Annotated in this window: 9 protein-coding genes; 5 read left to right on the top strand and 4 right to left on the bottom strand. The window is 50.7% G+C overall.

The features are described 5' to 3' along the window. Positions 1 to 340 precede the first annotated feature (340 nt). The 3 genes from AC6EMZ_RS19565 to AC6EMZ_RS19555 all read left to right on the top strand — a co-directional run bounded on the left by AC6EMZ_RS19565 (position 341) and on the right by AC6EMZ_RS19555 (position 5,640). Positions 341 to 3,448, top strand: coding sequence for an autotransporter family protein (locus AC6EMZ_RS19565; RefSeq protein ID WP_498404419.1), 3,108 nt, complete (start codon positions 341 to 343; stop codon positions 3,446 to 3,448). A 117-nt stretch (positions 3,449 to 3,565) separates the two neighbouring features. Continuing rightward, positions 3,566 to 4,183: a DUF2238 domain-containing protein gene (locus AC6EMZ_RS19560; protein WP_498404418.1), complete on the top strand. Its 618-nt coding sequence runs from the start codon at positions 3,566 to 3,568 to the stop codon at positions 4,181 to 4,183. Positions 4,184 to 4,278: 95 nt separating this feature from the next. Next, the gene (locus AC6EMZ_RS19555) at positions 4,279 to 5,640 is read left to right on the top strand and encodes an HdeD family acid-resistance protein (RefSeq protein WP_498404417.1); all 1,362 of its coding nucleotides are present in this window, start codon (positions 4,279 to 4,281) and stop codon (positions 5,638 to 5,640) included. Positions 5,641 to 5,667: 27 nt separating this feature from the next. Here AC6EMZ_RS19555 and AC6EMZ_RS19550 read toward each other — a convergent pair whose 3' ends face one another. Continuing rightward, entirely contained in the window at positions 5,668 to 6,297 is a 630-nt protein-coding gene (locus tag AC6EMZ_RS19550) for a LuxR C-terminal-related transcriptional regulator (protein WP_498404416.1), read from the bottom strand. A gap of 241 nt (positions 6,298 to 6,538) precedes the next feature. Beyond that, positions 6,539 to 8,041: a glycine betaine/L-proline transporter ProP gene (gene proP / locus AC6EMZ_RS19545; protein ID WP_498404415.1), complete on the bottom strand. Its 1,503-nt coding sequence runs from the start codon at positions 8,039 to 8,041 to the stop codon at positions 6,539 to 6,541. A 651-nt stretch (positions 8,042 to 8,692) separates the two neighbouring features. Between proP and kdgT the strand changes: the two genes are divergently transcribed. Beyond that, a complete protein-coding gene (gene kdgT / locus AC6EMZ_RS19540; RefSeq protein WP_498404414.1) occupies positions 8,693 to 9,688 on the top strand; it encodes a 2-keto-3-deoxygluconate transporter in 996 nt (331 codons plus the stop codon). A 43-nt stretch (positions 9,689 to 9,731) separates the two neighbouring features. On the opposite strand, the gene AC6EMZ_RS19535 is transcribed toward kdgT, so the two are convergent. Together AC6EMZ_RS19535 and crfC are read right to left on the bottom strand one after the other, a co-directional pair. Beyond that, positions 9,732 to 10,613, bottom strand: a complete 882-nt coding sequence (locus AC6EMZ_RS19535; RefSeq protein ID WP_498404413.1) for a diguanylate cyclase regulator RdcB family protein — start codon at positions 10,611 to 10,613, stop codon at positions 9,732 to 9,734. After that, entirely contained in the window at positions 10,610 to 12,964 is a 2,355-nt protein-coding gene (crfC, locus tag AC6EMZ_RS19530; protein ID WP_498404412.1) for a clamp-binding protein CrfC, read from the bottom strand. The genes AC6EMZ_RS19535 and crfC overlap by 4 nt, the downstream gene beginning before the upstream one ends. 602 nt (positions 12,965 to 13,566) lie before the next feature. Here crfC and AC6EMZ_RS19525 point away from each other — a divergent pair. Then, a complete protein-coding gene (locus AC6EMZ_RS19525) occupies positions 13,567 to 13,902 on the top strand; it encodes a zinc ribbon domain-containing protein YjdM (protein ID WP_498404411.1) in 336 nt (111 codons plus the stop codon). Positions 13,903 to 14,052: the final 150 nt, after the last annotated feature.

Here is a 14,052-nt window from a genome sequence, read left to right as displayed (position 1 = left end):
AAGTTTTTAGTTTGTAAATTTTCGCTGATCAGACCAGCGCGCGTAGCCAGGGTATCTGCTCGTACTCGTGGATCTTCAGAAACACAGCCGACGAATAAAAAAGATAAATTAATCAATACGACTGCTAAGAATATATTCTTTGTAACCCACAAATCGCCGCCCACCCTAACTTAAATTAAAATCCACATAATAAAAGTGGCATTGTTTTATCGCGTAATAATTAAGAAATCCTTATTGTTTTCTTTTGCAGAATCGATATTCTGCGCCCGAATAATATCGGATTAATCCGAAGACACACTCATCTGCAATAACATCTTTCGCAACATCGTGACGGTATACCATGGAAAAGAAACACCTCAGCCAGCTGATTTCTCTGCTGGTGGCTTCAACGGCAGCACAGGCGTTTTTAGTGAATAATGCCTTTGCTATCTCTGGCATTGTTATCGACAACGCTTCAAATAATCTTCAGGTCATTAATTCAAACCCGCTGGTTCATATCACCCACACCGGATCACTGACCGGCGCTCCGACTACAGCGCTTAATGTCAACCAGAGCGCCATCGTAAGCACTCTCACCAACGAGGGTGTGATCAGCGACTCAGGCGACAACACTACCAATTCGAACAATAATATTGTCCAGATTGATGGAACGGTAGAGACATTAACTAACGCCGGGATAATTTCCAGTAATAATCGCTATCATTATGGCAGTATCGTTTCGCTAAGCGCCTCGGGCGTCGTAGAGACATTTATCAATAGCGGCACAATTAAAAATGCCCCCGATAATTATAACTTTGGCCTTTACGATGTTGGCGCAATCAGTAATGCGGGAAAGATGGGTGAATTTACCAATACCGTTGATGGCACAATTACCGGATACCGCGGGATCAGCAATCAGGGGACCATTGATAACTTATTGAATGCCGGTGTGATCACCTCTGACACCAGCGACTTTGGCATGTTCCCTGGGCAAAATGGGGCAATTTACAATAACGGAATTATTGGCACACTCCACAATACCGGCACTATTCAAACTGGCGATCTCAATTTCTTTGACAGTGCGGGAATTTTTAACTGGGGCACAATCAATACCCTTATTAACGATGGTGTTATTAAAGGCAGTTCATACGGCATCACCAACCACAACACCATTGATACTATTGAGAACAATGGTCAGATCACCGCAGACGGTTATGGCATTTTTGCGAACAGTTCCAGCGGGACGGCTATCGGAAATATCATTAACAACGGTTTGATCAGCGGCGGTTACAGCGGTATTTATCTGTCGAGCTACAGTAATCTGAACCCATCAACTGTCATCGTGAATAACGGTGAGCTGAGCGCTAACACCTACGCCCTGTATGTTTATAGCGATGCGTCTGCCAACACTGACGTCACGCTAACCAACACGGGGCTCGTCACAGGCGATATTTATTCCACCAGCGCTACGCCACTAAAAATTAATGGCGGGACTACCGCAACCGGTACGCTAACCGGAATCAATGGTATCGGCACTATCACCAGTTCACGCTCGAATGTCGTCTTTGGCAACGGTTCAGTACTTCTGGACGATCATGTTATTGCCAGTGCCGTTATGAACGATGCCGCCTCATTGCAGGTGAATAATCACATCACAATTTCGGGTGATTACCATCAGAAAGCGGCTGCTACGCTTATCTCGGGGATCTCAGATCTCACCACCTTAGGCGATGAGCTGATTGCGGATACCGGTTATGGTCGCTTGAACGTCACCGGCAACGCGATCGTTGACGCGGGATCCAACGTTAAACTGCTGCGCACGGGTAGCACCTATCGTTTCGCTGAAGGTCAGCGTTACGTGGTGATAAGCGCTGCGGGGGCGGATACCGATTACAATGCACAGAACCTAAACTACCAGGCTGTTGGCTATAACGGTGCGGTAACGGGAGCAGTCTATGCGGATGGTGCCAATAAAGCGCTAGTACTTACCGTTGGCGCTGAGCCAGTTGTGGTTCCACCGGTTGTGACGCCGCCAGTTGTCACTCCACCTGTTGTGACGCCACCGGTTGTCACTCCACCGGTTGTGACGCCACCCGTTGTGACTCCACCCGTTGTGACGCCACCCGTTGTGACTCCACCTGTTGTGACGCCACCCGTTGTGACTCCACCTGTTGTGACTCCACCCGTTGTGACGCCGCCGGTTGTGACTCCGCCGGTTGTGACTCCACCGGTTGTGACTCCACCAGTTGTGACGCCTCCAGTTGTGACGCCTCCAGTTGTGACGCCTCCAGTTGTGACTCCGCCGACTGACCCTACGCCTGCCAAACCGGTTCTGGCAACCATCCCTAGCGCCACAGCGGCACTGGGCGGTCTGGCGAGTTATTCAGGAATCGCTTCCCCACAACTGCTTGAGCTTTATAACGCCTCATTAGCGATCGATAGCAAAAGTGAAGCCAATCGAGTCGGCGAACGTCTGTCCCCAGGGCAGAATATCAACACCAGTTCAGCGGCCACCGTCGCAACCTCTACCGCTCAGGCCGTCGTAGGTGCGCACATTGACGCCGTCCGCGCCCCTGGCACTTCAGGCACCAGTGGCGTCGCAACGGGTGACGATTACGCCAGCAGCTGGATTGTCTGGGGTCAACCGTTTGGCGGCTATGCTCGTCAGGGCAGCACGGATGATGTCAGTGGTTACACCGCGAAATTTGGTGGTCTGATCCTCGGCGCGGACCGCGCGCTTGGCGACGACTGGCGTCTGGGTGCGGCAGTGAACTACAGCAACACCTCCGTCCACGGTAAAGACAACCTAAGCGGCAATACCTCGACCGCCGACAACTATGGCGTGATCGGTTACGCAGGCTACACCGGCGATCCGTGGTACCTGAACCTTTCCGCTGGCGTAAACCGTCAGAACTACAGCTCTGTTCGTCGTGCTGACTTCACCGGCTTCTCCGGCGCAGCAAAGGGTAAGTTCAACGGTCAGTCAATCACGTTGCAAACGGAATTCGGTTATCCGTTCACCCTGCCAGCAAACATCGTCCTGACGCCGCTGGCGAGCCTGACTTATGGTTATCAGCACGTTGATGGTTATAAAGAAACGGGCGGCAACGGCATGGCTCTGGATGTTGAAAGCATTCACTCCCAGTCCGTAGTGAGCGATATCGGTGCTCGCCTCGAGAAAACCTTCGCAACTGGCCTTGGCAACCTGACGCCATTCGCGCAGGTCTCGTGGATCCACCAGTATGACGATCGTCAGGTCAGCAGCAGGGCAAGCTACGCTGCCGATACCATTGGTGAAACCAGCTTTATCACCAAAGGGGCATCGCCTGTGGCTGACATGGCCGGCCTGGCTATCGGTAGCACATTGTATGATGCGAATGAACTGAGCTTTGACGCGCGCTACGACCTGCAAGCGGGCGAGCGCTATCAGGCGCACACCTTCAGCCTGCGCTTACGCAAAATGTTCTAATCGTTGTTAGTGTGAAACGGGGCCATGCATGGCTCCGTTTTTTTTCGTACTGCGCAAAATATTGAGTTTTCCTCAACGCGAGTCGATAGTAGTCATTTTGCCGATAAGTAAAATGCTATGACCCAATTTGCCCTCTCCTCTGTGTTAAAAGGCGGCGCGTTACTTTTGCTGCTGATTCTAATTTATACCGGCCTGTTGACCCGCGATCGCATGACCTGGCTTATGGAAGTCACGCCAGTTGTCATTATTGTTCCGCTGCTGCTCGCCACCCATAAGCGTTATCCGCTCACGCCTCTGCTTTACACCCTGATTTTCCTTCACGCGATCGTCCTGATGGTGGGGGGTATGTACACCTACGCCAAAGTGCCGATTGGATTTGACGTACAGGAAATGTTCAATCTCAGCCGCAATCCGTACGACAAGCTGGGGCACTTTTTTCAGGGACTCGTCCCTGCGCTGGCCGCTCGGGAAATACTGCTGCGTGGCGGTTACGTTAACGGGCGCAAAATGACAGGTTTTCTGGTGTGCTGTATTGCCCTAGCCATTAGCGCGACTTACGAGTTGATCGAATGGTGGGCAGCACTGGCGATGGGGCAAGGCGCAGATGATTTTCTGGGCACCCAGGGCGATCCGTGGGATACCCAGTCAGACATGTTCTGCGCTCTGCTCGGTGCGCTGACAACGGTGCTGATCCTTGGGCGCTACCATCAACGCCAACTCGCCCGCCTGCTATAACTGACCTGGAATCGCCACCTCCCACACACAATTCATAACGCACTCATTCAGCGTGTGAACTATAAATGTGGGAGGTTTATTCTGGAAATACACTCATGATGCGACTGACCCTGATTTTGCTTGGCGTGGATTTTTTGCGTTCGCACTGGCGCGGGCTTCGTCGTTTCGGCTGGCTAACACTCATCGCTGGCGTCGTCATTTTTATCGACGCGATGGATGGCGTACTGTTTTTCCCCATCGAGCCCTTTGCCTGTTTGCTGCTCTTTGAAGGCTTCGCCACGCTGATGGTGGCGCACAGCGGCATGGGCGGACAACGCCTGTTACGCTACGTGAAAGGCGCGACATTTTCGCTGGCTGCCATCCTGATTCTTGTCGGTAACCATGATGGAAACTTCATTCTGGCGATGATTTTTGGCACGCTGTTCTTGCTCGATGGCACGCTGCAAATTGCTTCAGCAATCGTGGTGCGCTACCGGCGTTGGCGACCCGCAATGTGGGGCGGGATTGTGGAGATTGCGTTAGCCATCTTCTTTTTCCAGCCCTGGCCCTCCCACTATTCCGGAACCGTACCTTATTGTCTGGGGTTAGGCCTGGCCTTTGCAGGCTGGAATATGTTTATCCTCGCCAACCGTGTCAGGCTGGCGGCTGCCAATCCAGGCCTGAAGGGAGAGGAGTATATGGAAGAAGCAGACACCCATCCGCCCGCCGTGGTCGAATGGGATGGGCCGCCCGAAGATGATGAAAAAGCGCTCACCATCCACGTCTGGACACCCGTTGGTTCAGCGCCGGGAGAAGCCATCCCCCGGCCGGTCATCAGCCGTTATATTGCAGCCGTCGATGTTAACGGCGTGATTTCGACGGGGCACGCCGCACTGGAATCGCCTGGCGGGATCTACATCAGCTTATACCCCGCCGTTCTGATCGATCGTTCCCCTGATGCCTTCGCCCGCCTTTTACGTGCCACGCCGGAGAATAACGTGCCGGGTGAGTTTCAACCCGATTACGCCACCGAGTCGGTAAAATGGTGTCCCTCAACGCGAAAAGTGCGCATCCGAAACTACAGCGAAGCGCGTCTACAGGCTTTCTGGGAAAATTACCGTAAAAACGAATCCTATAACCTGACGCACCGTAACTGTTCCAGCAGCGTGGCACGCGCGTTGGAAGCCGCGCTTGAAGGCTCGGTCGGAAGATTATGGCAATCGCGCGGTTTCTGGCTGGCAATGGGAAAACTGATGTCCACGCCCGAACTCTGGGTGGCGCTACAGCTACGCAAACGTGCAGAAACGATGGCCTGGACGCCAGGTCTGGTACTGGATTACGCCCGCGCCCTAAGCATGCTTGCCGACCCGCGTCCAACCGGCTGGTTCAACACGCTTGGACGGGCGATGAAAAAAATGTTCCATCGCCGCGTCGCCTGGGAAAAAGGGAAAAGCGGCGAAGGATTAACGGAAGATTAACAATGCGAAAATTCGGCAGCGTTAAAATTAATGATTCAGATTTTCATTTACCCAGAGCATGGCCTGGACTCTATTTTTAACCGCGATTTTTTTAAAGATATTATAAAGATGCGCCTTTACCGTTAGCTTACTAATAAACAGAGTGTCAGCAATCTGATCGTTAGTCGCTCCATCACGCAACGCCAGTAATACCACCTTTTCACGCTCGGTTAATAACGTATAAGCATACGGCCATGTTTTCCTGTCCTGGAAGCGTTTATTTAAATTATCGGATAAGCAGGATTCATCTTGCAGCACCTTATTGATGCCATGAATAAGGCTGTGATGATCGTCCGCCATGCAAAAAAGCCCGCGAACGGAAGGCCAGTCAAAGATATGATCTGATTGCTCGTCCTTAACATGATCAATGAGCAACAGCTTGAAGGAGGTAGGGATTTTTTTCAGGTAGCACTGCCATCTTAAATCACACTTTTCGTTGGTTGCCGTCCTGTCATACAAGATCAGCGCATTATCAGGCGGTACAACGAAGGGGTGCGTAATATTATGTAATACTGCTGTGACCGGTAATGAAGATGATAATAACTTAACCAATGCCTTCGCCTGCAACGATGGCTTGGTCACGACGAATAACGTCGAGTTTTGCTGTGAATATTTCATTGACTCACCCAAGGATAGAGATAATGAAAAAGTTATTCTCAATATTTGAGATTTTATTTTTAAAATAGTTTATGTCTGTCAACCTACTTAAAATAGTAGGTGCTCGAATATAAAATTAGTCGGAACGTTTCAGGCTGTCAATTTAGACACCACCCAAAATGGCATTTTTTTTACTGTTTTATGACAGGGCCAAAACAACGCGGGGTATAAAAAAACCCGCCGTGGCGGCGGGTTCTTCGTCTTACTCGTTAATGCGTGGATGCTGATCCACCAGCCGAGAACGTTTCTTCTGTAGCTCCTCAATCTCCACGTCAATGTTATCAATCTTCTGCTCAACATTGTCGTAGTGCTCGCGCAGGATCTCTTTCGCTTCCTGGATATCCGATGCCGCAGGCGTCGCGCCTTTAAGCGGACGATTAGCGGTCTCTTTCATGGTCAGGCCAGTCAGCAGACCAATTACCGCCACCACCATCAGATAATAGGCTGGCATCATCAGGTTCTGCGTACTTTCGACCAGTGATGCGGCAATGGTCGGCGTCAAACCGGCAACCAGTACGGAGATATTAAACGCCGCCGCCAACGCACTGTAACGAATATGCGTTGGGAACATCGCTGGCAGCGTAGACGCCATCACCCCGATGAAGCAGTTCAGGATCACCGCCAGCATCAGCAGGCCCGCAAATATCAGCCCCAGCACATTGCTGTTAATCAGAATAAAGGCCGGGATGGCCAGAGCAAACAACGCCACACTGCCCATTATAATGAACGGGCGACGACCAAAGCGGTCGCTCAGCAGGCCCATAATCGGCTGCACAAACAGCATACCCACCATGATGGCGATAATAATCAGCACACCGTGATCTTCGGAGTAGTGCAGGTTGTGCGACAGGTAGCTCGGCATGTACGTCAGCAACATGTAGTAGGTGACGTTGGTCGAAATCACCAGACCAATACAGGTCAACAGGCTACGCCAGTGCTTGGTTGCAATCTCGATGAAGGAGACTTTCGGGCCTTCCTGCAAGCCTTCGCGATCGCCCTGCTCCAGTTTCTCAACGTGCTGCTGGAACGCCGGGGTCTCTTCTAATGCATGACGCAGATACAGGCCAATCACGCCTAACGGCAACGCCATAAAGAACGGTATACGCCAGCCCCATTCGAGGAAGTTCTCTTCACCGATGACGGTAGAAATCAGTACCACTACGCCCGCACCCAGCACGAACCCGGCAATGGAACCAAAGTCCAGCCAGCTGCCCATAAAGCCGCGTTTACGGTCCGGGGAATATTCCGCGACGAAGATCGACGCACCGGTATATTCACCACCAACGGAAAAGCCCTGCGCCATCTTACACAGCAGCAGCAAAATCGGTGCCCATATACCGATAGTGGCGTAGGACGGGATCAGACCTATACAGAAGGTACTGATCGACATAATCACAATCGTGATAGCCAGTATCTTTTGGCGACCATATTTATCGCCGAGCCTGCCGAAGAACAGGCCGCCAAGGGGACGAATCAGGAAGGGAACGGAGAAAGTACCGAGCGCTGCAATCATCTGCAAGCTGGGATCGGCACCTGGGAAGAATACTTTACCTAACGCATAGGCGACAAAGCCGTATACACCAAAATCGAACCACTCCATTGCATTACCCAACGATGCAGCGGTAATAGCTTTACGCAGTTTGCCATCATCAATGATGGTCACATCACGTAGCGTAATGGGTTTTACCTTTTTCCTTTTAAGCATACCTTTCCTCGTAGACTTAGCCCTGTCCCTACCACAGATCTTCTTGCGGTCTGTGAACCAGTCATTCGCCTCATGCGAATCACCTTATTCAAGCGTAGCAGGTTTACTTACATTGACGTTTTGCGTCGATACAACCGAACCTGTTGACGCCTGATGGGCAGTTAATGACTTTCTTACCCTACCAGCGTTTAAATTCGTGATCAACTTCACATATATTTTAGGGTTATGTCAGGTGCGGTCAGCAAACGTAAAAAGGGGTTAAATGCTTCGTCCTTATCTCACCGTCAGTAAAATTCTTCCATGCGTTAATACTTTCTCAAAAAATAGAAAAACACATCACATTCATTCACATTCAATTCACAGCAATTTTAATTACCAATAATGTAGACACGCGTTTACAAAAATATGTGATCGAGATAACTAAAACACTGTTTTATTTTCATTGAATCATAATTCCAATGATCGCATGATACGTCCGAACACGCCGCTCCGGGTGCATTGCCCCGATCGTTTAAAAGGTAAAACTGTTAACGATTCAGGTAATAACAATCGGAACGCCAGACGGTTTAAATTCACAATACGTTGAATTGACTCAGCATTTTTTACCTGACTTGTCCGCCAGCACCGCGAGATAAGATGTGAGGATTTATCATGAAAATTAAAGCCACAATCGAACGCATCCCTGGCGGGATGATGCTGGTTCCACTGGTACTTGGCGCAATATTAAATACGCTGGCACCCAATACAGGGGCTTATTTCGGCGGATTTACCAAAGGTATGATAAGCGGTACGGTACCGATTCTGGCGGTCTGGTTCTTCTGTATTGGCGCATCCATTAATTTGCGTGCAACCGGCACCGTTTTACGCAAATCCGGTACGCTGGTTCTCACCAAAATTGCCGTCGCATGGGTTGTCGCTATGGTTTGCGCCATGTTTATTCCTGAGAATGGTATTCAGACTGGCTTCTTCGCAGGGCTCTCGGTGCTGGCGATCGTATCCGCGATGGACATGACCAACGGCGGCCTCTATGCCAGCCTGATGAATCAATACGGCACCAAAGAAGAGTCCGGCGCATTCGTGCTGATGTCCCTGGAGTCTGGCCCGCTGGTCACCATGCTCATCCTGGGTTCTGCTGGCCTGGCATCGTTCGAACCGCACCATTTTGTCGGTGCCGTCCTGCCGTTCCTGATCGGTTTTGCCCTGGGCAACCTCGATACCGACCTGCGTGATTTCTTCAGCAAAGCGACGCCAGTTCTGATTCCGTTCTTCGGCTTTGCGCTGGGTAACACCATCAATCTGAACGTGATTATGGATACTGGCCTGCTGGGTATCGTGCTGGGTGTGGCGGTAATCATCATCACCGGTATTCCGCTGATTATCGCTGACCGCATGATTGGAGGAGGGAATGGTACTGCCGGTGTTGCGGCCTCTTCCGCCGCCGGAGCGGCGGTGGCAAACCCCATGATCATTGCGCAGATTAACCCGTCATTCGAGCCTGTTGCAGCATCCGCGACAGCACTGGTGGCCGCGTCAGTCATTGTGACGGCGATTCTGGTTCCGATAATCACGGCACTCTACGCAAAACGTTATGGCAATATCCCGAAAGCCGCGTCAGAGCCACAAGCCGTAGAGTCGCTGCACCACTAAGTACCTCTTCTTCACAACCCTCTCATCAGAGAGGGTTTTGCTTTTACGACTCGTTAAACATCTCACCGACCATGGCATCTGCCAGACGTTTCGCCGAACACAACCTCGGCATACCCAGCGCCACCGTTTGCCAGCTCTGCGTCACCGACCAGCTCACCGGATGACGTTCTGGATGACACCAGTCTCCCAGCCAGCCCAACATATCTTTGTGATCCATTAATCGGGTCGTGACGGGGGTCGTCAGCCATTGATGATAGAAATGACGCGTTGTCGGAGAGGCATTAATTCCCTGAGCAAGATAATTCGCCGCAAGGCTACGCAGGTTATCTTTCAGCATGGCGGCAACGTCTTCATTTGCCAGACGACACGCATCACCAAACGCGCCCCAGCGCAGCTCTTCCAGGGCGATATAGCACCGTCCTGCCAGCGACCAGCCGTCGTACTGCCCTGCGTGCCAGCGGGTAAAAATTTGCTCGCTGTGTTCGCCAGCCTGCACCGTTAACCCACGCTGCGACAAGGCTTTTTCTTTATACGCCGCGCGCTGGCAAAAATGAGCAGAAAGATCGTCGTATTGCTGCATCAGCCCCGGCGTGTGCTGCCCTGGGCGATTGACCTGCTGGCGCAGTGAGGTGAGTTTATCGGTCATGCGGGTTAGGGCAAGGTGGCCCGGATCGAACATTCCGGCCAGTTTCTCCGCCAGCCCTAGCTTGAGGGCAGCATTTTCGCTGAACATTCCCGTTATCGCCCAGGGCCGAAGCCTGGTCTGAGTCATGATTTCCTGGGTTAAACGCTCACGAAATTGCTGCTGTTGAGGCACTAAAAGGGTGTGACGCGTCGCGTCCACCCCATGCACCAAATCGACCATAAATTTGGGATGAATACACTCTAGCGTCCGCCCGGGACCGTCCAGTAGTTGTGTTGTCATGTTTGCTCTGTCGCGAAAAGGGTTTGAACATCATCGCGTAACAGTCGGGTATCTTCCTGAATCCACGTCGCAGTGGTAATACTTTGCTGCAACAGCTGGCTAAGCGCTCGTGTGGAATGCTCATTTTGCTGTCGCACTGCGAGGCTATCACGCAAGCTTTCCTGTAACCCGGTCAGGCATAATGAGAATTCTGCAAAGAACGTTGCCATACCTGCCGTAACAGAGACATCGACCTGCGCCGCCAAAGCTTTACAGATTTGTTCACAAAAATGATCAATATGTTGCTTAAACCGTTCGTGAAGCTGTCCGACATCAATCACGTAGCGGGTTCGCGTCACCACACAATCTTCCCAGCCCCAGCCCGGATTGTTCAGCCAGCGTGACACCGTTTCGCGCACGCTGCTGGCCCCTGACATCTCACCTGCCGGGCGATTTTCCATCGCAATCGCATCGTTAAATAACACGCGAGTATTAAAGTTCAGCTGGCTTGCCTGGAATGCCGGGAAGCTAATTCGAGCGCGAAAACCAGCATGGCTTAACTCTTCTTTTATCCGTTTTTCAATCGGGCGCATGGCTTCGTTGAGCGAACGCGCAAGGGTTGATTCAAGCTGGTCGAAACGCAACGCCAGCTCACGGCTGATTTTACCCTGCGCATCCAGCACGATCAGCTCGCAAGAGGAGCGAATTTTACTGAGCACAATTTGCGCCTGCCCTTCATCTTCCAGCACCAGTTGTCCCATTTCAATCTGCGAATCCTTGCGCAAATTCATCTGGCTGATGCCGGCTAAATCCAGAATATTGTCACTGCTAAAGACATGGCTTATTGCCTGTTTGATGGAATTTTTCTGCTGATGAATAAAGGCATTCGACGCATCGAGCGCCTGCTCGACTTCATGCCCGACTTCATCATTCACCACTTCCTGACGCATCTGTAACAGCGCCATATCCTCTTCCAGACGCGCGATATTCACCTGCAGTTCTTCAAAGGCGACGGTCAGCCCCTGATAGCGGAAATCGAGATATTCACGCGCGTTTTGCGCGTAGTTGAGCAACTTATGCGACGCCGAACGCAGAGCATAAAGCGACGCGTTAGCGTAAGCCGCGTAGATAAGCTTGCGAATCGGTTGCTCAAACAGCGAATCTTCCCACAGCAGATCGGCCGCATGACGAATATGTTCCACGTCTTCTAAATCGGCCGTGCGCCACCGACGCCCAAGTGCGGCTTCCGCAAAATCCTGAACCCAGCGTTGCTCCTGATGGTCAGGGAGTTTTCCGTTTACGGTTAATTCATTGCGCGCGCGGTTCGCCAGGTAGGCCCACATTGATGAGACCGGGTAAATTTGCCCAGGCGAAATATTGCCCTTCATCAGCGTGCCGGAAATCATCGCCTTAACTTGTTCTTCATCGTCGCTATTACGGTCTTTTTGATCGAACTTATTAACCAACGCGTATAGCGGCACCGATTTACCCACGGCGGAAATCGCCTGGCGGACCTCTTCATCCGAGATCGATTTAAGCTGGGTATAATCCATCACCGCCAGCACCGCCGATGAGCGAGCCAGTTGTTCATTCAGCATCTTTTGCAGATGCGGCTGGCCGGCTTCATTCGGCCCCGGCGTATCCAGCAGCGTCAACTGCCCTAAATGAGAATCCAGCCCCGCAAGATGAACAAACTCCACCTCAATCACCGGAATATGTTCAACTGCCGCATATTCAGAGAACGGGAAATCAACGCCCAGCGCCTGAGAAAGTCGTACCAGGTCGTTGAGGTTTTTCAGGCACTGAAAAATTGGCTGAGCGCCAAGATAATGTTTTTCAAACGCTTCGCCTTGTTCAATTCGCCCTAACAGCGCGTTCATGTCTTTATCGATCTCAAGACGTTGGGTCAGTTTACCGCGATCGTGATTACACAGTTTCACCTGCAATAGCTTTATCAGCGTGTCGATAGGCGCAACGTGGGCGAAATGCAGGACCGGTTCCTTCTGGCCCGGCGTATGGCGGATCATGGTGGGCAGCGCGGTCATCGGTCGATTACGATTTGGCAGAACCTCCGTTCCGACAATCGCGTTAATCGTGGTCGATTTACCCGCTTTCATGGTCCCGACAATAGCCAGTACCATTTCAAGACGGGTTATCTTGCGTAATTCGTTATTCAGCATTGAAAGCTGAGCGTCAACACCACGCGAGCTAAAATGCAAAGGAAGCACATTGTTGCTTTCCCCTGTTATGGCCGCTGTAGTGCTATCCAACATTGCGATAGGTATTGATTTCAATGCATCAAGGTTTTGCAAAGCAAGTTGCAGCAACCTTTCGGCTTCCTGGCTCAATTCAAATATTGTCTGTGTATGCATGATAAAAGTCTTTCCTTAACGCAAATTTATTACTTTTATTAAGCCAGATAGTTTTAATAATGAAATTTCGGCTTTTATGATTAAGCGTGGAAAATATGTTCAACAAATATAAATGCCTGATGGCAATACAGAATATATTCTTTTCGCAGCGTAAAGCGGCCGTACACTCTTTTCAGCAAGAAAAGCCGAAAGATAAAGAGCGTAGACCATTTTTTATGAAGCTAAAGAAAGTATCTAAATAATTTACCCACCTAAAAAGAGAGGTAATTCCCGTTTGCCAAAGTAGGGTCGGCAATGCTGGGTGCCATTGATATATAACATTTGCTCGCCTCACCTTATCCGAAATGTCTGAACCTGGCAATTTACGCAATACAATATGCGATATATTTCGTTTCATTGTTTATCTCCTACGCGTGCTGTAAGCATCGCTTAACTGACTGACAAGAATTGTCACCACAATCACTTTTTTTATGTATTCTGAAAAAAAACAATGCCACCGACAAAAGTGGGGATTTACGCTATACTTGACGCCTTTTTCGGCAATCTGCCGTCTTTTGGCTGGCGCTTTCCAGCTCCGTTAGCCCTTTTTTGAGGATATAGATATGTCACTCCCGCACTGCCCTAAATGCAATTCTGAATACACCTACGAAGATAACGGGATGTTCATCTGCCCGGAATGCGCCCATGAATGGAACGATGCCGAGCCTTCTCAAGACAGCGATACGTTGATCGTAAAAGATGCCAACGGTAATTTGCTGGTCGATGGCGATAGCGTCACCGTTGTTAAAGACCTGAAAGTTAAAGGCAGTTCTTCAATGCTGAAAATCGGCACGAAAGTGAAGAATATTCGCCTGGTTGAAGGCGATCATAATATTGACTGCAAAATTGACGGCTTCGGTCCAATGAAACTCAAATCTGAGTTCGTGAAAAAGAACTGATTCGCCCGCCCGGCGGCGAAAGCTTGCCGGGCCGCTCCCCGCGCTTCCTGTCATCACACTCACCTCAACTCTTCAAACTCCCGCAACCAATACTTAACCAAAATGTCACATTAATCCGCCAGCATGAGGCCACATTTATCGTGAGGCCAG

The organism is Enterobacter sp. SCRI0065, assembly GCF_059766475.1.
The sequence above is the reverse complement of the archived record's forward strand: the minus strand, read 5'-3'. Positions and strand labels throughout refer to the sequence as shown.

Coding starts and splice junctions, on each gene's coding strand:
- AC6EMZ_RS19565 (WP_498404419.1), top strand. CDS start 341: ATGGAAAAGAAACACCTCAGCCAGCTGATTTCTCTGCTGGTGGCTTCA.
- AC6EMZ_RS19560 (WP_498404418.1), top strand. CDS start 3,566: ATGACCCAATTTGCCCTCTCCTCTGTGTTAAAAGGCGGCGCGTTACTT.
- AC6EMZ_RS19555 (WP_498404417.1), top strand. CDS start 4,279: ATGATGCGACTGACCCTGATTTTGCTTGGCGTGGATTTTTTGCGTTCG.
- AC6EMZ_RS19550 (WP_498404416.1), bottom strand. CDS start 6,297: ATGAAATATTCACAGCAAAACTCGACGTTATTCGTCGTGACCAAGCCA.
- proP (WP_498404415.1), bottom strand. CDS start 8,041: ATGCTTAAAAGGAAAAAGGTAAAACCCATTACGCTACGTGATGTGACC.
- kdgT (WP_498404414.1), top strand. CDS start 8,693: ATGAAAATTAAAGCCACAATCGAACGCATCCCTGGCGGGATGATGCTG.
- AC6EMZ_RS19535 (WP_498404413.1), bottom strand. CDS start 10,613: ATGACAACACAACTACTGGACGGTCCCGGGCGGACGCTAGAGTGTATT.
- crfC (WP_498404412.1), bottom strand. CDS start 12,964: ATGCATACACAGACAATATTTGAATTGAGCCAGGAAGCCGAAAGGTTG.
- AC6EMZ_RS19525 (WP_498404411.1), top strand. CDS start 13,567: ATGTCACTCCCGCACTGCCCTAAATGCAATTCTGAATACACCTACGAA.